At 47.0% G+C, this 19,269-nt stretch carries 20 protein-coding genes; 11 read left to right on the forward strand and 9 right to left on the reverse strand.

Going from position 1 to position 19,269, the window contains the following annotated elements:
- The 6 genes from ABIE50_RS13195 (at position 1) to ABIE50_RS13220 (ending at position 5,225) form a co-directional block, all read left to right on the forward strand.
- Entirely contained in the window at positions 1 to 1,551 is a 1,551-nt protein-coding gene (locus tag ABIE50_RS13195) for a right-handed parallel beta-helix repeat-containing protein (RefSeq protein ID WP_209860858.1), read from the forward strand.
- Positions 1,552 to 1,598: 47 nt separating this feature from the next.
- A complete protein-coding gene (locus tag ABIE50_RS13200; RefSeq protein WP_209860856.1) occupies positions 1,599 to 2,441 on the forward strand; it encodes a glycoside hydrolase in 843 nt (280 codons plus the stop codon).
- Between the two features lie 184 nt (positions 2,442 to 2,625).
- On the forward strand, positions 2,626 to 3,054 hold the full coding sequence (locus ABIE50_RS13205; protein ID WP_354027997.1) for an SDR family oxidoreductase: 429 nt from the start codon (positions 2,626 to 2,628) through the stop codon (positions 3,052 to 3,054).
- 55 nt (positions 3,055 to 3,109) lie between these two features.
- Positions 3,110 to 3,529 carry a Rossmann-fold NAD(P)-binding domain-containing protein gene (locus tag ABIE50_RS13210; protein WP_354027998.1) on the forward strand — a complete coding sequence of 140 codons (420 nt, stop codon included), beginning with the start codon at positions 3,110 to 3,112 and terminating at the stop codon, positions 3,527 to 3,529.
- A gap of 12 nt (positions 3,530 to 3,541) precedes the next feature.
- Positions 3,542 to 4,279, forward strand: coding sequence for an SDR family oxidoreductase (locus ABIE50_RS13215; protein ID WP_209860852.1), 738 nt, complete (start codon positions 3,542 to 3,544; stop codon positions 4,277 to 4,279).
- 31 nt (positions 4,280 to 4,310) lie between these two features.
- Positions 4,311 to 5,225 (forward strand): helix-turn-helix domain-containing protein, encoded by a 915-nt coding sequence (locus tag ABIE50_RS13220; RefSeq protein ID WP_209860850.1) that lies wholly within the window; start codon positions 4,311 to 4,313, stop codon positions 5,223 to 5,225.
- Between the two features lie 27 nt (positions 5,226 to 5,252).
- Here the strand turns inward: ABIE50_RS13220 and ABIE50_RS13225 are convergent, their stop codons facing one another.
- Together ABIE50_RS13225 and ABIE50_RS13230 are read right to left on the reverse strand one after the other, a co-directional pair.
- Complete coding sequence (locus ABIE50_RS13225; RefSeq protein WP_209860848.1) at positions 5,253 to 6,173, reverse strand: hypothetical protein; 921 nt, start codon at positions 6,171 to 6,173, stop codon at positions 5,253 to 5,255.
- 150 nt (positions 6,174 to 6,323) lie between these two features.
- Positions 6,324 to 7,214, reverse strand: coding sequence for a DUF2268 domain-containing putative Zn-dependent protease (locus ABIE50_RS13230; protein ID WP_209860846.1), 891 nt, complete (start codon positions 7,212 to 7,214; stop codon positions 6,324 to 6,326).
- Between the two features lie 346 nt (positions 7,215 to 7,560).
- Between ABIE50_RS13230 and ABIE50_RS13235 the strand changes: the two genes are divergently transcribed.
- The 3 genes from ABIE50_RS13235 to ABIE50_RS13245 all read left to right on the forward strand — a co-directional run bounded on the left by ABIE50_RS13235 (position 7,561) and on the right by ABIE50_RS13245 (position 9,337).
- The gene (locus ABIE50_RS13235) at positions 7,561 to 8,145 is read left to right on the forward strand and encodes a cysteine hydrolase family protein (RefSeq protein WP_209860843.1); all 585 of its coding nucleotides are present in this window, start codon (positions 7,561 to 7,563) and stop codon (positions 8,143 to 8,145) included.
- A gap of 87 nt (positions 8,146 to 8,232) precedes the next feature.
- Positions 8,233 to 8,538, forward strand: a complete 306-nt coding sequence (locus tag ABIE50_RS13240; RefSeq protein ID WP_209860841.1) for a DUF493 domain-containing protein — start codon at positions 8,233 to 8,235, stop codon at positions 8,536 to 8,538.
- 127 nt (positions 8,539 to 8,665) lie between these two features.
- Complete coding sequence (locus ABIE50_RS13245; protein ID WP_209860840.1) at positions 8,666 to 9,337, forward strand: YceI family protein; 672 nt, start codon at positions 8,666 to 8,668, stop codon at positions 9,335 to 9,337.
- 76 nt (positions 9,338 to 9,413) lie between these two features.
- Here ABIE50_RS13245 and ABIE50_RS13250 read toward each other — a convergent pair whose 3' ends face one another.
- Positions 9,414 to 9,875 carry a hypothetical protein gene (locus tag ABIE50_RS13250; RefSeq protein ID WP_209860838.1) on the reverse strand — a complete coding sequence of 154 codons (462 nt, stop codon included), beginning with the start codon at positions 9,873 to 9,875 and terminating at the stop codon, positions 9,414 to 9,416.
- 199 nt (positions 9,876 to 10,074) lie between these two features.
- Between ABIE50_RS13250 and ABIE50_RS13255 the strand changes: the two genes are divergently transcribed.
- Both ABIE50_RS13255 and ABIE50_RS13260 read left to right on the forward strand, forming a co-directional pair.
- A complete protein-coding gene (locus tag ABIE50_RS13255; RefSeq protein WP_354027999.1) occupies positions 10,075 to 11,154 on the forward strand; it encodes a sensor histidine kinase in 1,080 nt (359 codons plus the stop codon).
- 10 nt (positions 11,155 to 11,164) lie between these two features.
- Positions 11,165 to 11,878: a LytR/AlgR family response regulator transcription factor gene (locus ABIE50_RS13260; RefSeq protein ID WP_209860836.1), complete on the forward strand. Its 714-nt coding sequence runs from the start codon at positions 11,165 to 11,167 to the stop codon at positions 11,876 to 11,878.
- A gap of 22 nt (positions 11,879 to 11,900) precedes the next feature.
- Here the strand turns inward: ABIE50_RS13260 and ABIE50_RS13265 are convergent, their stop codons facing one another.
- From ABIE50_RS13265 to ABIE50_RS13290, 6 genes are all read right to left on the reverse strand, one after another.
- On the reverse strand, positions 11,901 to 12,755 hold the full coding sequence (locus ABIE50_RS13265) for a class I SAM-dependent methyltransferase (protein ID WP_209860834.1): 855 nt from the start codon (positions 12,753 to 12,755) through the stop codon (positions 11,901 to 11,903).
- Positions 12,756 to 12,793: 38 nt separating this feature from the next.
- Positions 12,794 to 13,177, reverse strand: coding sequence for a VOC family protein (locus ABIE50_RS13270; protein WP_209860832.1), 384 nt, complete (start codon positions 13,175 to 13,177; stop codon positions 12,794 to 12,796).
- A 76-nt stretch (positions 13,178 to 13,253) separates the two neighbouring features.
- The gene (locus ABIE50_RS13275) at positions 13,254 to 14,117 is read right to left on the reverse strand and encodes an AraC family transcriptional regulator (RefSeq protein ID WP_209860830.1); all 864 of its coding nucleotides are present in this window, start codon (positions 14,115 to 14,117) and stop codon (positions 13,254 to 13,256) included.
- Entirely contained in the window at positions 14,102 to 16,300 is a 2,199-nt protein-coding gene (locus ABIE50_RS13280) for a TonB-dependent siderophore receptor (protein ID WP_209860828.1), read from the reverse strand. Before ABIE50_RS13280 ends, ABIE50_RS13275 begins: the two co-directional genes overlap by 16 nt.
- A 16-nt stretch (positions 16,301 to 16,316) precedes the next feature.
- Entirely contained in the window at positions 16,317 to 17,735 is a 1,419-nt protein-coding gene (locus ABIE50_RS13285) for an ABC transporter permease (protein WP_209860826.1), read from the reverse strand.
- 1 nt (position 17,736) lies between these two features.
- The gene (locus tag ABIE50_RS13290; protein WP_209860824.1) at positions 17,737 to 19,164 is read right to left on the reverse strand and encodes a DUF2705 family protein; all 1,428 of its coding nucleotides are present in this window, start codon (positions 19,162 to 19,164) and stop codon (positions 17,737 to 17,739) included.
- Between the last annotated feature and the right edge of the window lie 105 nt (positions 19,165 to 19,269).

Raw genomic sequence — 19,269 nt, forward strand, 5'->3', positions numbered from 1 at the left:
ATGAATATTGGAAAGGTTTTCCGGGCCGCTGTGATATGCGCCCTGGGATTAAGTTTACACGCAGGCGCCGCAGTACCCCGCACTTATTACATAGATGCGCTCATGGGGAAAGACGCCAATAACGGGTTGTCGGAACAACAGCCCTGGCGCAGTTTACAACGGGTGAACGCACAGGTTTTTGAACCGGGTGATCAGATCCGCTTTCGCTCTGGCCGTATTTATGAGGGGCAACTGAAGCCCCGGGGCAGTGGCCATGCACAGCAGCTGATCACCATTGATCAATATGGAGAAGGATACAAGCCCCGTATACAAGGCAACGGTATTATGCCTGCGGCACTGTATTTACAGAATGCAGAAGGCTGGGAGATCCGCAACCTGGATATCTCCAATTATGGCCCGGATGCCAGGGCTCATCGCTCAGGCGTACTGGTGCAGTTAACCAACTATGGTACTGCCTCTGCTATTTACCTGAAGCAGCTCGATGTGCATGATGTGAATGGAAGCCTTGTAAAAAAAGACGGTGGCGGCGCAGGTATTATTTTCAGCAATAGCGGCCGGCAAACCCGTTCCCGGTTCGACAGCATCCTTATAGAGGATTGTACCATCAGGCGTTGCCAGCGGAATGGTATCCTGGTGAACGGCAACTGGTCCAGGGCCGACTGGTTCCCCAATGAACATGTGGTGATCCGTGGCAACCTGATAGAAGGAGTGCCCGGCGATGGCATTGTGCCTACCGGCTGCAACGGTGTGCTGGTGGAACATAACACCATGCGCGATTGTCCGCGCCTGTTGCCCGACAGCGAATCTGCTGCGGGGATATGGCCCTGGAGCTGTGATAATGCGCTTATTCAATACAACGAGGTAAGCGATCATAAAGCCCCCTGGGATGGCCAGGGTTTCGACTCCGACTGGAACTGCAACAATACCGTGATCCAGTATAATTACAGTCATGACAACGATGGCGGTTTTTTGCTGGTATGCGACGATGGCAGCGCCCACGCCCCGCAGAGCTGCGGCAACAAAGGCACCATTGTGCGGTATAATGTAAGCGTGAATGATGGTTTACGTACCACCGGCAAGCATGCCGGTTTTGCACCGATTTTTCATATAACCGGCCCCGTAGTGAATACCCGCATTTATAACAATGTTATTTACCTGCCGGAAAGAGATATTAAAATGGATAGCACACTGGTGGAAATGGGTAACTGGTTTGGCTACGCCGACAGTACTTATTTTGCCAACAATATCTTCTACACAAAAAGCTCCGCAGATTATGTGATGAATCAAAGCAAACGTAATTTTTACAGCAATAACCTTTATTTCGGCACGCACCTTAACCGCCCGGCGGATAAGGCCGCAGTTACAAAAGATCCGCAGTTCCATGCCACGCCGTTGCCCGGTATGCAGGGAATGGAAGCGCTGAAAGCATTCCGGTTGCAACCGGGCTCGCCGGCTTTGCAAAAAGGCATTGCGTTACCGGATAGCACCGCCACAGACCTGTATGGGAACCCTTTACCGGCACATCAGAATATAGGAGTAGATGGGAAATAGGAGGGTGAGATAAGCGCATTTTATTTTTCACTATAAAAATTCCATTTATGAACACAAGTATGAAAATCCTATTGGCGCTCACCTGCGCAGTGACCCTTTCCTGCGGTAAACAATCTGCTACCGCGGATCTTAAGCCCATCACGCAGGAGAAGAAGTCGGCGGTTGTAGCTACCGTTACCTGGGAAACGGTGATTGATAACAGTTCGTTTGCCAGCTATTCCGCGTTTGAAGCAGCCTGGAACTACCTGTATCCGTGGGGCTCCGATCATAACGGTACCGCACGTATGTACGGGAGCACGTCAGATCATAACCATATTTACCTGAATGCAGGTGTTCTTACGCTTAAGGCGGCACGTATCAACTGGAATGAAGGGAACAGCAGCAGCGATCCTTATTTGCCTATTCATTACCACAGCGGGGCAGTACATGCCAAGGCGCAGGTGCTGGTAAACGACCAGTTCCCCGACTGGGAGGTAAAGGGCGATTTCCAGGCGCCTTTTGTAGCCGGTTCCTGGCCCGCATTCTGGCTTACCGGTGTGAACAGCTGGCCGCCGGAAAGTGATATCCTGGAATTTAAGGGAAACAGTACCAACTGGCAGAATACTTTCAGGACCTGGCAGGATGTATCCAGTATTTTAACCAATGTTTCATCTCCCGGCAGCTGGCATACTTACCGCGCGTGGATCACCAAGGTGAGCGCTACCGATGTGAATATTCATTATTATATAGATGGTGTATGGAAAGGCATGCACACGGCTAATTTTGTGGGCAAGCCCATGTATATTATCATTAACCTGCAAATGGAAGGATCCAGTGGCAGCAATGGCCCCTCAGGAGATACCTATTATAATGCAAAGAATATTTATGTAGGACGTAACAGGGTATCCTGATATTAAAGAGATGAATCCCATATGCCCGTGCGGCATATGGGATTTTCCATTACTGTATCTGTAGGCGGCGCCTTTTTGTTACCCCGGCAGCTGATATACTCATTTAGGTTAAGTAATTCCCCAATCAGGTTACACCCGCTTTCTGCCCTTTGCTCACCTTTGCAATAACAAAAGCAGGAATAAAATGAATATCGTTATTACAGGTTCTTTAGGGAACATAGGAAAGCCTTTAACACAGGAGCTGGTACAGAAAGGACACACCGTAACCGTTATCAGCAGGAAAGAGGAAAGGAAAAAAGAAATTGAAGCCATCGGCGCCAAAGCCGCCATAGGCGCTATGCAGGACGCGGATTTTTTAGCGGCCACCTTTAAGGGAGCAGATATTGTTTACCTGATGGAGTCGTGGGAAGGCATGGCCAGTATATTCGATAAGGACGCAGATTTTATAGGGGCGTTCAATAGCATCGGGAACAATTACAAACAGGCTGTGGAGCAATCGGGGGGTAAAACGCATTGTACATCTAAGCAGTATTGGCGCCCACACCAACAAAGGGACCGGCAGTCTTTTTCTTCACAATACCGTGGAAAATATCCTGAAACAATTACCTGGTGATGTTGCTATAAAGTTCATGAGGCCGGTTAGCTTTTACACCAATATATTCAGGTATATGGAAACCATCAGAAACCAGGGAGCCATTATACAAAGTTATGGCGGTGATCAGAAAGAGCCCTGGGTTTCGCCCCTGGATATTGCTGCTGCTGTTGCAGCAGAAATGGAAAAGCCCTTTAGCGGGAGAACCATCCACTATCTGGCAAGCGAAGAAGTATCCCCCAACGAAGTGGCTAAAATTATAGGAGAGGCTATTGGAAAGCCGGATCTGAAATGGCTGGTTATCCCAGGGGAACAGATGCTGGATCATATGCTGGCCGCAGGGATGAATGAATGGATTGCGAAAGGGTTGGTGGAAATGCAGGCCGCACAGGGAAGCGGCAGCCTATACGATGATTACTACCAAAACAGGCCTGTTATGGGCAAAGTGAAACTGGTGGATTTTGCAAAAGAATTCGCGCTCATCTATCATCAATAAAAACCAACACAAATGAAAAGAGCATTAATTACAGGAGCTAATAAAGGTATTGGTTTTGAAACTGCCCGCCGGTTACTGCAAGAGGGATATTACGTTTACATAGGTAGCCGTAGTATGGAGAATGGCCGGGCGGCTGTGGAAAGGCTTAAACAGGAAGGATTAAATAATGCAATGGCAATACAGCTGGATGTTACCGATTCCGGATCAGTAAAAGCCGCACGCGCCACAATAGGCAGGGAAACTGATGTGCTGGATGCGCTGGTCAATAATGCCGGTATACTTGGTGGTTTCCCGCAGGCAGCACTTGAATCAGCCATCGGGGATTTTAATGAGGCGTTGGATACCAATTTGTATGGCGTTATAAGGGTTACACAATCATTTGTAGATTTGTTACGTAAATCTGAACAGCCGCGCATAGTCAATGTATCTTCCAGCGGATGCTCGCTCAGCCTGCACTGTGATCCTACCTGGAAATATTACAGTCACAAGGCAGTGCTCTACAACTCCTCCAAAGCGGCGCTTAATATGTATACCATCAACCTGGCCTACGAATTGCGCGATACGCCATTTAAAGTGAATGCCGTGTGCCCCGGCTTTGTTGCCACTGATTTTAATAATTACCGGGGAACGGGGACTGTACAGGAAGGTGGCGCCCGCATTGCCAAATACGCAATGATCGGTAGCGACGGCCCAACCGGAAAATTCATCAGTGAGGAGCATAACCCCGAAACCGGTGAAACGCCCTGGTAAAACATGACAGATCTATTTGTAAATTTACATTATGAAAAGGGAAGAGAATACACTTTATAAATTTGAATCACTATCCGACTTTCACCGGGTATTTGGGCTGCAAACGCCCTTACACCCTTTGATAAGTTTTATTGACATCAGAAATATGAAGTTTGACGCCAGTGAATTTCCACCTTCAATTGTGCTCAATTTTTATAAGATTGCCTATAAGATGCAGGTTTGCGGGAAAGCCAGGTATGGGCAAAACTACTACGATTTTGGCGAAGGGGGATTAGTATTCACCGCACCCAATCAGATATTTGAATCTCCTGACAGCTCGGCGCATTCAGGTTATATACTGCTTATACACCCTGATTTCTTTTTATCTTATCCTCTGGCAAAGAAGATAAAGGAGTATGGCTTCTTTTCATACGCCGCCAATGAAGCATTGTATTTGTCGGAAAAGGAAAAGGCAACTATTATGGCAATTTTCTCCATTATGGATGAGGAATTAAACAGCCGGATAGATGATTTTAGCCAGGATGTGATTATTTCGCAGATCGAATTGCTGTTGAATTACAGCAACCGTTTTTATAAGCGCCAGTTTATCACAAGAAAAGCTGCAAACAGCACTGTGTTGCAAAAGCTGGAAGAAGTGCTGGAAGATTATTTCAATACGGGAAAGCCGTCATTGCAGGGAATTCCAACTGTGCAGTACCTTTCGGAGCAATTGAATATATCCGCAAGTTACTTAAGCGATATGCTGCGTTCCTATACAGGGCAAAATACGCAGCAGCACATTCATAACAAACTTATCGAAAAAGCGAAAGAGAAGTTATCCACCTCCGGATTATCGGTTGCTGAAATTGCTTACGAGCTGGGTTTTGAACATCCGCAGTCGCTCAGCCGGTTGTTTAAAACGAAAACCAACCAGTCGCCTTTGGAATTCAGGCAATCTTTTAACTAACCTGCAAGCGTTCTGGTATAGCTGTATTCAATAGAATACAGCTATACTGTCTGGTTTCCACTTGGTGTCGTTAAGGTCCACTTCAATTCCGCTGGAAGCGGGTGCGAAAAGATTGCCTTTCAATACAGTGCGCTTATTGGTTTCAAACTTTACATCATTGATCACTTTGCTTGCCAGCAGGTTGCCATTAGCACCCCAACACATGACAGTAATAGACGGAACCGTGTAGCTGCCCTGTAACGGGAAATAAGCCTGTGTTTTAAAGCCAGGTTTGCCCTGGTTGTATGTTGGTATCTGGAACTTGTATCCGGTATAGTTCGAATAGGCGTCTCCGTTAGCAGGGTTGCTCACTTGCCCTGTGGGGAAATTGAATACTCTCGGGATACCTCCAAACCGTACATCCATCCATGCGGCATCTGCAGGCAGGGGATCCTGGATAATGAATTGCAATCGCGCTACAATCCTGTCCAGCGATACTTTGGCGTTGGCCGGTCCGTTAACCACCATCTCAAAGTGGGTACTGAAAGCATCGCTGCCGGGATATTTGAAGCCCGCATTGGTAATGTTGGGGCGGTATTCATCCCCGGTGGCCAGCAATGTGAATTTATAGTTGCCTGGTGGTAATGTATCCCTGATAATACCAAAAGAAGGAGTACCCACCTGTTGTACGATCACGTGCCGCAGGTCTGCCTGCGCACCTGTGCCGTATACCTTGTAATAGAGGTATTTTACATGACCATCCAACGAGTCTTTTGCAAACAACGTTGCATCCGCTTTTCTTCCAAAGCTATCCAGTTGCTGTGTAAAACCACCCGCATCAAATGTAACGGGGAATACGGTTTCTGCGCTGGTTTCGGGTGCAGTGCCACCGGGCGATATATGATCTTTATTACAGGAAAAAAGCAGCATAGCGCCGGCAAGCCAGGCGAGGGGAGTAGAGGTAGACATGGTTGAAGAATTTAGGTTGTTTAAGTTAGTCTTATTTACTCCCTTTTTTGCTACTTGTAATAGTAGACTTTGAAGCGTGGAAACGTATATTGGTAGCTGATTTCAGGTATGTTTACAGCCCGGGCCGCAGGCGCGGCCCGGTTTTTTTTACTACATATATTTTTCCAGGTAGCCGCTTTTTGCGAGGAATGCCTTATAATCCTTTATATCAAGAATTTCCTTTACCGCCTGTTTTTTATCTGCGGCCTTCATGAAATATTGCTGTGTAATTTTATAGCCCATCCAATAACCGAGATCGCGGGGCCGGTCATCTTTCCTGGAAACCTCATATAGCCAGTCTTTGAGCTCGGTACTGTCCATTCTTGTTATGAATTCCCTGCATAACCTGTCTTCATTTTTATTCCCGTAGTCAACTACAAGCTGGTTGGTATTTGCGCCGGATATCAGCTCTCCCAGGAAATCAGCGCTGCCTTCCACAATACTCTGTTGCAATAGGGTAGGATATTCCAGCCAGTTTTTCTGTTGAAAATGGATCAGCTCATGGGCTACGATGAATGGAACGTTGTTGATGTCGGCTTGTTTTTCGGCGCCGATAAATAGTCCATCTTCATTAAATGTACCTCCGGAGTTCCAGGCGCCGATTACGAAGTAAACAGGCGGGTATTTAGCCTCGGGATACCAGTATTTTAACGCATAGAATGCGCTCCTGCATTGCTTTTCCTTTTCTTTCATCAGCAGGGTGGTGGCCCGTACTTTTTCATATTCGGCCTGGCGCTTTTTGACCATTCCGAACAGATGGCTGGCGCTCCTGATCCTGTCGGGGATAAATCTTTTCACACCGGCGCTGCCGATATCTATATAACCACTGCCAAAGGGATTGACAGTAGTATCCTTTTTAAAAAGGTCAAAAGCTTTCCAGAAATTATCAATGTCTTTCGTAAGAAAAACGGAGCTGTCGGGATCACTGGAAAAAACGGTTTGGGCTTGGGTACGGGCACTAACAATTACAAATGCCAGAAGTGGCAGACAAAATTTTAACATAACAGATTTTTTAAAATGGCGGATGTAAATTAGAATATTCCGGGAAGAAAAAAAATTACAGAGGGAGATGATCTACTGTTTAAAACTTATCATGTGCAGATGATGGTGTAAACCGTATGTAAAACGGATGGAGCCATCACCAATTGATCCCCGTTAAGTTTCACAACAATGTCGTGTTTTTTTTCGTTCTGACTAAGTGATGTTAGCAGCAAAATGATTTTGAGAGAAAGGAGTAACACAATTACACATTGATTTTAGGATATTTTGTGAGAGTGCTGGTGGTTTATGAAACGGCAGTTATCAAACAACCGGAATTAATTATCGGGGAAATAATAAATATAAAACGATGAAAGAGCAACGCACAAACACAGCGCTCCTGGTGATGGATATGCAGGAGCAGATGCTGAAGGGGTTGCCGCAGGGTGGCCCTTTAATAGAAAGAACCGCAAAAGCGATCAGTGATGCACGGAACAATGGGGTGCCGGTTATTTACGTGATAGTAGGTTTTCGTAAAGGTACGCCGGAAATCAGTTCACGTAATAAAACCTTTAGTGCCAGGGCGGCATTCCTGCGGGAACAGGATATGGAGCAGTGGATGAAAATTGAGCCGCAGCTGGCCCCTGCAGAAAATGAGGCAGTGGTTGTAAAGCGCCGGTACAGTGCGTTCACAGGCAGCGACCTGGAGGTATTGCTGCGGGGCATGAACATTCATCACCTGGTATTGTCGGGCGTGGTTACCAGTGGTGTGGTCCTTTCAACCCTGCGGGAGGCAGCTGATAAGGATTTCCAGCTTACAGTGCTTTCTGATGCCTGCCTGGACCGTGATCCGGAGGTGCATACTTTCCTGATGGAGAAGATTTTCCCGCAACAGGCTGAGGTAACAACCGTAGAGGCGTGGATCAACAGTAAGCAGGAGAACCAGCCTGCATAGTACCAGTGGCTCTTTTGCAGTTATATTGCCTGGATGTTAAAAAAAAGGGATTATTTTGCAGGTTGATTCAGGATAAATAGTATTAATATGTCTACAGGTGAAAATGTAAGTGCCGGTTTAAACGAAGATCCATATGAAAATTTTCGTTCATTGTTACAGCAATCCGTGGTATTTCCCACTGAATATACTTTTAAGTTTATTATTAAGGCAGATAAGGATAAGATAGCAGATCTGAAGGCGATGTTTGCCAATGCCAACGCCAGTATCAGTGAAACCAGCTCCTCAGGCGGCAAGTATAAATCATTTACGGTGCAGGTGTTTGTGCAGGACGGGGAAGAGGTGATTGCCTATTACAAGGAGGTGTCGAAGATCGACTCGGTGATTATGCTGTAAAGACAGCCATCGGGTAAATGCATACATGAACGAATTGTTATAATATTGACATTTTTCGATGTATTGTACGATGATTAAACCTTATTAAGTAATTTCGGCCAGTTACACATAAACTATATTTAAATTTATGAAGCAATCAGTTCCTGCTTTTGCCCTGCTGCTCACGCTTGCAGCATGTGGTGGCGCTTCGACCGACCAGGCGAAGACCGAAGAAAAGAAAGAAGCGGCTGTAGCCACCGGCGCAGCTTATGTAATTGACACCGCAACTACAACTGTTCAATGGCGCGCTACCCACAAAGGTGGATTTGCACCACGCTTTGGTAGCATCAAAGTAACTGATGGCAGCCTGAACGTTGAAAACGGAGCAGTTACCGGCGGTAGCTTTAATGTAAACCTGGGCAGCCTGGTGGTGGATCCGGCTTCTGTTACTGAGCCCGATAAAAAACCAGCCGACCTGGAAGGGCACCTGAAAAGCCCCGATTTCTTTGATGTGGCCAAACACCCACAAGCCAAATTTGTAATTACATCTGTAGCGCCTTTCGACAGCACCAAGCAGAAAAGCCTGCTGGCTGGTGCCACCAATCTGATCAGTGGTAACCTTACACTGAAAGACAGCACCCTGAACATCACTTTCCCTGCACAGATCACTGTTGGCGAAAACGATGTTACTGCAAATGCAAAATTCGTGATCGACAGATCTTCCTGGGGTATCAACTACAAAACTGAAGGTAGCCCTGAGAACTGGATGATCAGTAAGGACGTTGAAATTGGTTTTAGCCTGAAAGCAGCAAAGAAATAAGTTGCTGACTGTATTTTAGAAAAGGGCCTGGTATATTGTACCAGGCCCTTTTTTATTTCTTCCACACGAATACCGGTTAACGGGAGTGAAGAAAGGCGAGTGTTTCTTCTGCCTTATAAAGTTCCCGTGCCGTATAATGAAGACTAAGATGATGCGCTGCGTTCATTTTTTCCAGTTGCAGCAGCTCTTTTACCGGTATTACCATACTAAGATCAGAGCCGGTGGCATTGGCAAACGACCATTTTTTCAGGGTATTCCCGTTCTCATCTTTCAGGATGATGCTCCGGTTAGTACCCGCTCCCTGTAAAGAGCAGTGCTTATAGATGATATGCAGCTGATCGCCGGAGCTTGCCTGGCTTAGTTGCAGTACCCTTAAATTCAAAGGCTGGTTGACCGATTGTTTTAGGATAAGTTTGTTGTTAAGATAGATCTCATAGCTATCCAATCCTACTTTTGGAGTGAAGCTAAATGCTGTGAAGCATAACGCTGTAAGCATACATATGGTGATGAATGCCCGGTTAAATGTTGTACGTTTCATAGTAAAAAATTTAAGTGAAAAATACCTGTCGGATCCCTGGTAACAATATTAGCAGAAAAGAAAACGAAGGAGAAAATTAGTAGAGCAGCAAACAAAATAATCGATGAATGAACATCCTCCTTTTTTATTGTTATCTTCCTCTACTATTTCTGCTGTTGGTCGATATAATTTTGCGGGATAAGCACTTTTATTTTCTTTTATGATGAATGATATGAAAATGGAGTTCCTGGATAAACCGCTGCAGCTGCCGTTTTCAAAACGCAGTGTTTCCTTAAGGCATGCCCTGCTGCATGGCGCTTACTGGGTGCTGATCACTGGGTTCTTTATATATGAGAAAAGGTATCTTATATATAAAGCCAATATGCCTTATTTTGTAGCCTGTGTTACTGTGAGAATTGCCTTGCTCATAGTGATCGCTTACCTTAACCTGCATTACTTTTTACCCCGGTACCTCCTGAAGAAACGCTACCTGGCGTATTTTACCGCGGTTGTTATTTCTGTGCTGGGATACCTGGCAGCACAAAGCCTGTTCGATTATTACCTGTATGGTTATGTGGTGGGGCCTATGCGTAATAGTAACCTGGTGGAATCATTATCATACAACTTCTTCAGTACTTTATGGTATATCGGTTTGATGCTGGCCCTCAAATTAAGTATGGACTGGTATGGGCAGCAGCTCATGATCCAGAAGATCACGGTAGAAAAACTGAATGCCGAAGTTAATTTTCTCCGCGCACAGGTAAATCCCCATTTCCTGTTCAACGCATTGAACAACCTGTATGCATTAACGCTTAAACAGTCGGCGCTGGCGCCGGATATAGTGCTGAAACTGTCTGATATGATGGAATACATGTTGTACGACAGCACAGATGCAAAGGTTTTGCTGGAGAAAGAAATCACTTACCTGAATAATTATATTGAACTGGAGCGGCTTAGGTTTAATGCCGGATCTGCTATTGTTTTGAATATACATGCTGAATTAAACGGGGAGGAAATTGCCCCCTTGTTATTATTACCCTTGCTGGAGAATGCATTTAAGCACGGACTTAGCAGACAAATTGAAAACAGCTGGCTGAAAGTGGATATCCAATTGCATAAAACGACACTTACGGTGATTATAGAAAACTCCAAACCAGCTGCTGCAACCCGTAAGAGCAAAGGAGGAATAGGGCTCGATAATTTACGGAAAAGACTGGAACTGCTTTATCCATCCAGGTATCAGCTTGAATTTGAAGACCGGGAAAAATCCTTCCTGGCTAAACTGGTAATTGAACTGTAAACTGCCTGCCATGTTGAAATTTGTTATTGTAGACGATGAGCCGCTTGCCCTTGAAGTATTGGATGGCCACCTGAAAAGAATGGATGGAGTAGATTCCGTTGTTATGTTCGGGAATGCGGGAGCGGCTTTACGTTACCTGGAAAAGCATCCCGCTGATGTATTGTTGCTGGACATTGAAATGCCGGAAATGACAGGCATTGAGTTCCTGAAGGCACTGACTAATCCTCCGCTGACTGTGTTTACCACAGCCTACCGCAACTATGCTTTTGAAGGCTATGAGCTGGGGGTGATAGATTTCCTGCTGAAGCCTGTTTCTTTTAATCGTTTCAGCCAGGCTATTGCGAAGATCAGGGAATTCCTCGCATTGAAAGCACAGCATTCCAATATTGAGGATACTCCCCTGGAAGGCAACCCTGATTTTATTTTTGTAAAAAGCGGTGTACGACGGGTTAAACTGGAGTTTAACGAGGTAACACATATACAGGGCCTGAAAGATTATGCGATCATTTATACACAGGGAGGAAAGATTTTGCTGAAGGGCTCTATTAAAGCGATGCTGAACATCTTCCCTCAAAACCGTTTTGTGCGCGTACACAAATCATTCATTGTATCTGTTCAGAAGATAGTACGTCTTGAAAGGAACCGCATTGTATTGAATGGTCAGCAGATCCCTATCGGGAGAAATTTTAAGGAGCAGCTGGAAAAGATACTGAATGCGAGGTAAGGCTCATCCGGTGATAACCCCGTCAGACGGTACGCGCCACCAAAAATTCCTCCCCGCTTGCGGGACTAAGCCCGTCTGTTCTCCCGGCAAAGTAGCGCCTGGCGATATTGCCGGAAGATACAATTTCCACTTCTTTAAACCCGGCTTCCTGCGCCAGCGCCTGCATTTCTTCCGGGGAAAAAAAGCTGATAAAAGGAGTGCCGGCTGCACGGGCGCCTTTTTCAGCTATCAGTTGCAGCGGCCTGTCTTCTTCTTCCATAAGATCTAACGGTAAATAGAACGTCATGGCAAGTTTTGAACCGGGGGCAAGTCCAGCCATTTGCCGCAGGGTAGCAAAGATCGCCTCCCTGGTAAGATACAGCGTAACTCCTGTACAGGCTATCATGGCGGGCTTCCCGGTATCAAACCCTGCTTTGATCAATTGCTCCCACCAGGAAGAAATTTCAAAATCCACTGAAACAAAATGGAGCCACTCCGGAATACCGAAGCCCAGTTCTGTTAACCGTTGTTGCTTCCACGTTTGTGTACCGGGTTGATCAATTTCAAATACCTGCAGCTGCGAGGCGATCTGTGGCTGCCGCTGGGCAAAGGTATCAAGCCCTGCGCCCAGGATCACATATTGCCGGGTACCCAGTTTATATTCTTCCTGGACCATATCCTCAATAAACCGGGCTCGGGCCACCATAGAAGCACGGAGGCGTTTTGTAAAATCCGGGTGCATATCCGGGCGTTGTTGCCAGTCTGCATCCGGGGCTACCAGCTTCAAGCCTATTTCGTCTTCAATAATATGCGGCCTTGCATCTGTCTGAACATGCAAGGCTCTCCAAAGCGCTGTGCGTACTGCGGTATTGTCGGGTACTGCTTTATTCCGGGTCATATTGTGATGGTTTTGCTCATTGCTATGCTATAAGAAAGTTACTTCTTTGCGCGCAAACCAATGGTATTGCCTTCTGTATCTTCTATCAGCGCAATAAATCCAAAGTCGCCGGTATGCAGCTTTGGGCGGAGTATTTTACCGCCGGCGGCTTCCACCCGGCTTAGCTCGGCGTTAATTTCTTCTGAGGCGAAGTATATAAGCGTGCCGCCGTTGCCGGGCTTTACCTGGCTCATGTGCACCAGGGCGCCGCTGGCGCCGGCCCCGTTTTCAGCTGTGGGAAAAACAGCATACTGCATTTCCGGATGCCTGTCGCTGTTTACCTCCAGATCGGTCAGTTCACATTGGAATACGGTGGTATAAAATTTCTTTGCCCTGTTAAAGTCTGATGTATAAATCTCAAACCAGTTAATCGCGTTTTTCATCTCTCTACAATTTTAAATTCAGTAATACCACAAAATTAGCCATCACTGTCTGGGAGAAATTGTAAAAAACCGACACTCATTTTTTCAGATCCCATTCCGGGAAACCCGGCATTCTTTCAATGGCTTTACGCTGGTAGATGCGCGGGCTTACGCCTGAAAATAATTTGAAATCCCGGATAAAATGGGATTGGTCGAAGTAGCCCAGCGAATAGGCGATGTCTGTGAGCGGGCGGAAGCTGTTTTGCCGTAAAAGCGATAACGATGCCTGGAAACGGCAGATGCGGGCATATAAAATGGGAGTAATGCCAATATGAACGAGGAACAGGCGTTCCAGGGAACGCTCTGATAAATTCAGCTGGCGTAAAACATCGGGTAGTCTTTTACCTTGTTGCAGGGCTGCTGCAGCATACACCAGTTTGGGATTGTAGTGGTTGTAACGCTGCGTTTGTGTGAGCAGGAACTCAGAAAGACAGGCAACCTGTTGCTGTACAGAGTTACAATGGAGCAGCTGTTCGCGCAGGGATGTTTTTGTAAGATGACTGATGCAGGTGCTCTGATCAGTAAGCTCATTTGCATTTATCCCAAATACCGGCTTAAGCGCCGTTGGCTCAAAGGTGACGCCAACGGTGCGAAAGTTGCCGCCACCCTGTAGTTGTCCATACTTTCTCGCTTGTCCGAATACAAATAACTGTGGCAGCCGTTCTCCCTCAAAACCTGTGAACAGTGCAGGGTTTTCCTGGAAAATAAGCCCGGGTAGCCCATTGCTCATTACTGTAAAGGACTTTTGCGATACGCTGGCAGTTGGGTTTTCCAATACCCAGAAGTAACGCACATAATTTCTGAGTGATGCCGGAGGCGGGATTACCTGGTAACTCATTTCGTAGTTTAATACTGTAAAGATAACAGTAAATGCCGTGCCGGCGGCTATAATTTGATACATGCCGTGATCCTGAAATTAACAGGCTCCCCTTCTATAAAGAAGTAATTGTCGGTGTCTGGAATCGGGTAGCCGTTCCCGATATCACCGGAAGCCACATAGCGTTTATTGGTCAGGTTATCTGCAATAAGTCTTACGTAATACTTTGGCGTTGTAAAGCTGATACCCACATCCAGTTTTGTGTAGTTTGGCAGGTATACATCTTTTGCGTAGGTAGACCGTTTGATCTGCGACGTTTGCCCGGCACTGAAAGCGATGGCCCTGCTGGCCTTTAACGGGATGCTGTATTGTACCCAGGTATTGATGATCTGCTGCGGGGTACCAGGCAGCTTATTACCAATCAGGGCTGATCCCAGCGTGTCTTTAGTGATCCTTGCGTTTACAAAAGTATAATTGGCAGAGACAGATAGGCGTGGGGTGATGTAACCCAGTATATCCAGTTCTACCCCGTCGCTGGTATATTCCCCGATCTGTTTTTTAAAGCCGAGAGCGGCATTCTGGACATCCTGCATCAGTACATTTTTCTTAACGGTATGGAAACCGTTTACAGTAGTAAGCAACCGCCCACTGAACCATTGTTTTTTTATACCCAGTTCCAGGTCGTTATTTCTTTGCGGATCCACTGGTGTGCCCACAGGCTTGTTCGTTTCGGGATCCAGTGCTGTACCGGCTTTCAGCCCGCTTTGCGGCACGAAAGACTGGTCGTACAAAAAATAAACGGACATAGCCGGGTTGATAAGATAGGTAAGTGCCGCCCGTGGGGAAAATGCGTTCTGGGAAAACTTAGTGATCTTGGGCGGCCTGGTGGCCGACACTTTTTGGGTAACCGTATTGTTATACCAGGTATGCCGTACACCTGCTGTTAATATCCAGTGTGGACTGAACTTAATAATATCGTATACATAGGCAGATTCATAGGAGAGATTGTTGTGCAGAATAGTCCTGGATGCCCCCATTTGGCGCACGGAATCGGGGTTCACCGTATAGTTGATATTTTTCTGGTAGAAAGGAAAGGTATACCTGCCGAATTCGTTGGAAAGGCTATCCCTGCTGCTGGTGAAATCACCGCCTATGATGAGCTGGTGCGTGATGCTGCCGGTATGGAATTTCCCGTTTATAAAAAGTTGTGTGGCAAACGTTTTGCCGCCGATGGCGGAGCGGGAAGATAACCGGGCGGTTTGTCCCTGTTCGTTAAAACTAACACCGGTATAGGTTTCTGACGAAAGCATACTCCAGGTATTGTATGGCGCGAGTATATATTGTGATTGAGAGGTTAGTTTCCACCGGTCGTTGAACTGGTGGGCAAACAACATACGCATGGTTTGTGTTTGATAATAGGTAAGCGGAAGCCCTTTGGCCGCGCTATAGTTAAGGCTTATGGGATCATGCAGGGCGTCTGCACCAGAACGGAGCTTGGTAATGCCCGACCCGTTACGCGATTCTCCCCGTATGAAGTCATATTCAGCCAGCAGGTATGTTTTAGGGCCGAAGTTGTATTGTACAACGGGAGCTACCACATATTTACTGGTATTGAGCATGGAGAGATAAGAGTCCTGGTGCTGGTACACGGCATTGAAGCGGTAGGAAAATCCTTTTTCCTTCACTGCGCTTCCGGCATCTACCGAGATACGGGCCAGCCCGAAGCTGCCGCCTGTCAGTTCTGCGTTCAGGAGCCTGCTACCGGGCGTTTTGGTGTTGATATTGATAGTGCCGCTGGCTTCTCCTACAGAGTTGATAAATCCTGCCGCTCCCTTCACCACATCAATACTTTCAAACAGGGCCTGGTCGTCGAGCACTGCGCCGTAATTAGCATGCCGGGGCATGCCGTTAATGATAGAATAGGCATTGAAGCCCCGGATCTGGATAGATGCCGAGCGGTCGAACGGGGTACTGTTATATCCAAAGTAAATACCGCTGGCATTCCTGGCTACGTCTTTCAGCTCAAGGGCGCCCTGCTGCTGCAACAGGGTGGAGGTAATACCAACGATATTTTGAGGGATCTCCATCAGCGGCTGATCCAGTTTTAAGGCATTGGCAATACTGTCTTTTTTAATATTCCCGTTGCGTTGTGATAATACTTCTATTCTTTGCAGCTCCCGGTATCGCATACTGCTGTCTTTTTGCTGGGCCAGCAGGCTGAAAGAATACCATAGCATAAGCGGGATAAAACAGATAGATCTCTTCATGTTAAATATGTTACAGTTAATTGTTGTCTGGCAGGATGATGGTAATCCCGAGTATCAGCAGGATAGCCAGCCAAATGGAGAAGCTACGCAGCAATAGTTGTTGCGCCTTGCCGGGTGTTTCCTGAAAATGGAAAACAGGCAAACGGTCAAGGTCTTTTTCCTGCATATTTTTATCATATAACAGGTAGCTGTTCATAAATGCTACCCAGGTATGTTGAAAGCGATTTACCTGAAGCTGGTAACTGGCATAGCTATCGAGCCCTGAGGCAGCATCGGTGTATAACAGGTGCTGTGCCTGGGTTACAGGATTTAACCACAACAGCTTTTCCTGCAGTTGGCGGTGCTGTGATTGCTGTTGCTGATAGCTGAGCAGTATCCTGTCTGTTCTTCTTCCCAGCAGGTCGGCATAGGCTATGAAGCGCCGGTTACCATACTCCGCTGTATCCGTAACTGTTCGTGTATATTCAGGATGATGCAGATAGAAGCTGTCCAGCAGTACCTGCACCGGTAATTCCCAGGTTTCTTCTTTGCATTCCCGCTGACTGGATGCCAGTGAAGAAAGCAGCGGAACAGGCGCCCGCAACGTGGTGTAGCTGTTGGTAAGGGCGGGCAGCACCATCATAAACAACAGCCATGCGCCCAGTGCGCACAGCATATTCCAGCGCGACGACCGGTTAAACCGGATGATCAGACCGCAGAGGGTAAACCAGAACAGCAGGTAGATAAAAACCAGGTATAGCCATAACCAGGCATCACCGGCCGTGATCCTGCTGCCGGAATGGTACATCATGAACCCGGGAATACTCAGGCCGGATGCTATCAGCATCAGTACCAGGAAGCGGAAAAGGAGTTTGTAACAGATGATGCGTGTAAGAGAAGCGCCTTGTATGGCCAACAGTTTATCGACCTGGTTTTCTTTTTCCTGTGAGAGGCAGTTGTGGCTCCATACGATGATCAATAACGGGAACAGATAAACGATCACGTAGGCCAGGTCAAAATTACCGACCGCCAGTTTCTCGGCATTCACAAATTCTGCATTGGGAGGTGTAAGTACATCGCGTTTGGAATTTACCAGGTCAAAGTACGGCAGCAGGTCCCGTTGCCCCACTGCCAGTACTGCCAGCCGGTGAGGCGGGTTCATGGCATACGGCGGATGGCGGAATTCCACTACCTGCGGAACGCCCGCCTGTGCCGCCAGCTGTTTCCCGTGCGGGGTAGAGGTGTCGCCATGAAACCGTTGATGCGCCTCTGCTAAATGTGTGGCCTGTGTTTGCGTGAGACTGTCCAACCCGCTTAACTGCCGCCCTATGATGGCATGCCCGGTATACAAGCTGTATATGCCCATCATCACATAAAAGAGCAGTAAAAGCAGCAGGGGAGGTTGCCGCCGTAGTTGCAGGTATTCAAACCTGAAAATGGTACGTAGTAAAAACATGTTAATGAAACAACCCGCGTTTTGAAATAAGATGAAGACAAAAGAAAGCCAGCAGTATCCATGTACAGAGTGAAACAAAGCCCAGGCGTTGCTGCAGCACTGCCGCTTGAACAGGAGGAAGCTTATGGCTGAACTTTTTTATCTGCCTGAAAAACTTCGGGCCGGCTTTATAACTGCCGTAGCTCTTGCCGGGATGAGCCGCCAGCTCCATATTCAGCGTACGGATAAAATAATCCCGGTAGAGCTGTGCCTGCTGGTAAAATGCCTGATGGGCATAATAATCCGTGCCGGACATCGACATGGATATCCGTTTCAATCCTATAAATGGATCCAGCATACCGGCCCGGCTGAGAAAAGACTGCTGCCGGGAAAAACTCTGCGCTACCTTGCTGTAATAGTGATGGAATACCTGTTGCCTGTAATCTTCGTGGCATTGCATGATGATGCCGTCGGCATCCACGGGTAACTGGCTGACGCTGTCTGCATGAAATTGCTGTAAGATCTGTTTAAGATAACGCTCACTTCTTTCATAATAAGGATCGTGCCCGTTCAAACCTTTCAGATAGCCTTGTTTTACCTGGTCTTCAAATACTGCCCTGGGCATTATGGGAAAAGCTTTATCGGCCTGGCTGGCGGCTACTTTGGGAAGGATGATGCTGAGGCATAGCCAGCAAAAAAGCACATTCATAGTGGCTGAACGGGAACTGCTACTCAACGCGGATATGGATACGGCTATTACCACAATGAGCAGGTAGTATAACAGGTATGCCCCTACGATAACAGCGCTGCGGCCCCACAGGTCGTTTGTGCCGGCAGCGATAGCTGCGCCGGTAAAATACAATCCGAAAAAGGGCAGGAGTATGCCCGCGAAAAGCAGGTAGTGCGCCCACACCTTACTCCAGATAATGGCGGTGCTGTACCGGCCCTGTACGAGGAGCATCTTTAACGTTCCGGCTTCTTTTTCCGCGGTAACCGAAACGGCTGCTGTAACCATTAGCAGGAGAGGAACCATGAGCTGCAGCACCTGTGATATACTGAAAGGTCCAAACCGTGCGGAGGCATCGCTGCCCTGCACCTGGCTGTGATCCACTTCATGCTGTACATGCGCTTCAATACGATAGGTGGTGCCACTATACTCATCAAGCCCCGGATCAAATGCGCCCGCCAGGTATAGCGGTTTAAATATATAGGTGCCAAAATGCGCCGCAGCGTGCGGATTCCGTTCCTGCTGTTCCCATTGCCTTACAAACATGGCATTGGCGTCTTGCCGGCGTTGCTGTTCCTGCCGGTATTGCAGCAATGTAAATAACCCCGCCGTTAAAAGGGCTCCCCATATAATAACAAAGGAGAACAGTACAGTTTTTTCCCGGTACATTGTACGCAGTTCCTTTTCAATAAGGGTGCTATAATGTGAGCGGTATGTTTTCATAATGCAACGAAGTTGCAAATAAATATTGATATTAGCAACATTGTTGCAAAAAGTAAAAGCCGACCATTAAAATAACAGGCAACAATATGCCGTTTCGGCAAGTGT

The organism is Chitinophaga sp. OAE865, assembly GCF_040546735.1.
Classification (GTDB): domain Bacteria; phylum Bacteroidota; class Bacteroidia; order Chitinophagales; family Chitinophagaceae; genus Chitinophaga; species Chitinophaga polysaccharea_A.

Excerpts from the sequence above, each read along its gene's own strand:
- ABIE50_RS13195 (WP_209860858.1), top strand. The coding sequence starts at position 1 with ATGAATATTGGAAAGGTTTTCCGGGCCGCTGTGATATGCGCCCTGGGA.
- ABIE50_RS13200 (WP_209860856.1), top strand. The coding sequence starts at position 1,599 with ATGAACACAAGTATGAAAATCCTATTGGCGCTCACCTGCGCAGTGACC.
- ABIE50_RS13205 (WP_354027997.1), top strand. The coding sequence starts at position 2,626 with ATGAATATCGTTATTACAGGTTCTTTAGGGAACATAGGAAAGCCTTTA.
- ABIE50_RS13210 (WP_354027998.1), top strand. The coding sequence starts at position 3,110 with ATGGAAACCATCAGAAACCAGGGAGCCATTATACAAAGTTATGGCGGT.
- ABIE50_RS13215 (WP_209860852.1), top strand. The coding sequence starts at position 3,542 with ATGAAAAGAGCATTAATTACAGGAGCTAATAAAGGTATTGGTTTTGAA.
- ABIE50_RS13220 (WP_209860850.1), top strand. The coding sequence starts at position 4,311 with ATGAAAAGGGAAGAGAATACACTTTATAAATTTGAATCACTATCCGAC.
- ABIE50_RS13225 (WP_209860848.1), bottom strand. The coding sequence starts at position 6,173 with ATGTCTACCTCTACTCCCCTCGCCTGGCTTGCCGGCGCTATGCTGCTT.
- ABIE50_RS13230 (WP_209860846.1), bottom strand. The coding sequence starts at position 7,214 with ATGTTAAAATTTTGTCTGCCACTTCTGGCATTTGTAATTGTTAGTGCC.
- ABIE50_RS13235 (WP_209860843.1), top strand. The coding sequence starts at position 7,561 with ATGAAAGAGCAACGCACAAACACAGCGCTCCTGGTGATGGATATGCAG.
- ABIE50_RS13240 (WP_209860841.1), top strand. The coding sequence starts at position 8,233 with ATGTCTACAGGTGAAAATGTAAGTGCCGGTTTAAACGAAGATCCATAT.
- ABIE50_RS13245 (WP_209860840.1), top strand. The coding sequence starts at position 8,666 with ATGAAGCAATCAGTTCCTGCTTTTGCCCTGCTGCTCACGCTTGCAGCA.
- ABIE50_RS13250 (WP_209860838.1), bottom strand. The coding sequence starts at position 9,875 with ATGAAACGTACAACATTTAACCGGGCATTCATCACCATATGTATGCTT.
- ABIE50_RS13255 (WP_354027999.1), top strand. The coding sequence starts at position 10,075 with ATGATGAATGATATGAAAATGGAGTTCCTGGATAAACCGCTGCAGCTG.
- ABIE50_RS13260 (WP_209860836.1), top strand. The coding sequence starts at position 11,165 with ATGTTGAAATTTGTTATTGTAGACGATGAGCCGCTTGCCCTTGAAGTA.
- ABIE50_RS13265 (WP_209860834.1), bottom strand. The coding sequence starts at position 12,755 with ATGACCCGGAATAAAGCAGTACCCGACAATACCGCAGTACGCACAGCG.
- ABIE50_RS13270 (WP_209860832.1), bottom strand. The coding sequence starts at position 13,177 with ATGAAAAACGCGATTAACTGGTTTGAGATTTATACATCAGACTTTAAC.
- ABIE50_RS13275 (WP_209860830.1), bottom strand. The coding sequence starts at position 14,117 with ATGTATCAAATTATAGCCGCCGGCACGGCATTTACTGTTATCTTTACA.
- ABIE50_RS13280 (WP_209860828.1), bottom strand. The coding sequence starts at position 16,300 with ATGAAGAGATCTATCTGTTTTATCCCGCTTATGCTATGGTATTCTTTC.
- ABIE50_RS13285 (WP_209860826.1), bottom strand. The coding sequence starts at position 17,735 with ATGTTTTTACTACGTACCATTTTCAGGTTTGAATACCTGCAACTACGG.
- ABIE50_RS13290 (WP_209860824.1), bottom strand. The coding sequence starts at position 19,164 with ATGAAAACATACCGCTCACATTATAGCACCCTTATTGAAAAGGAACTG.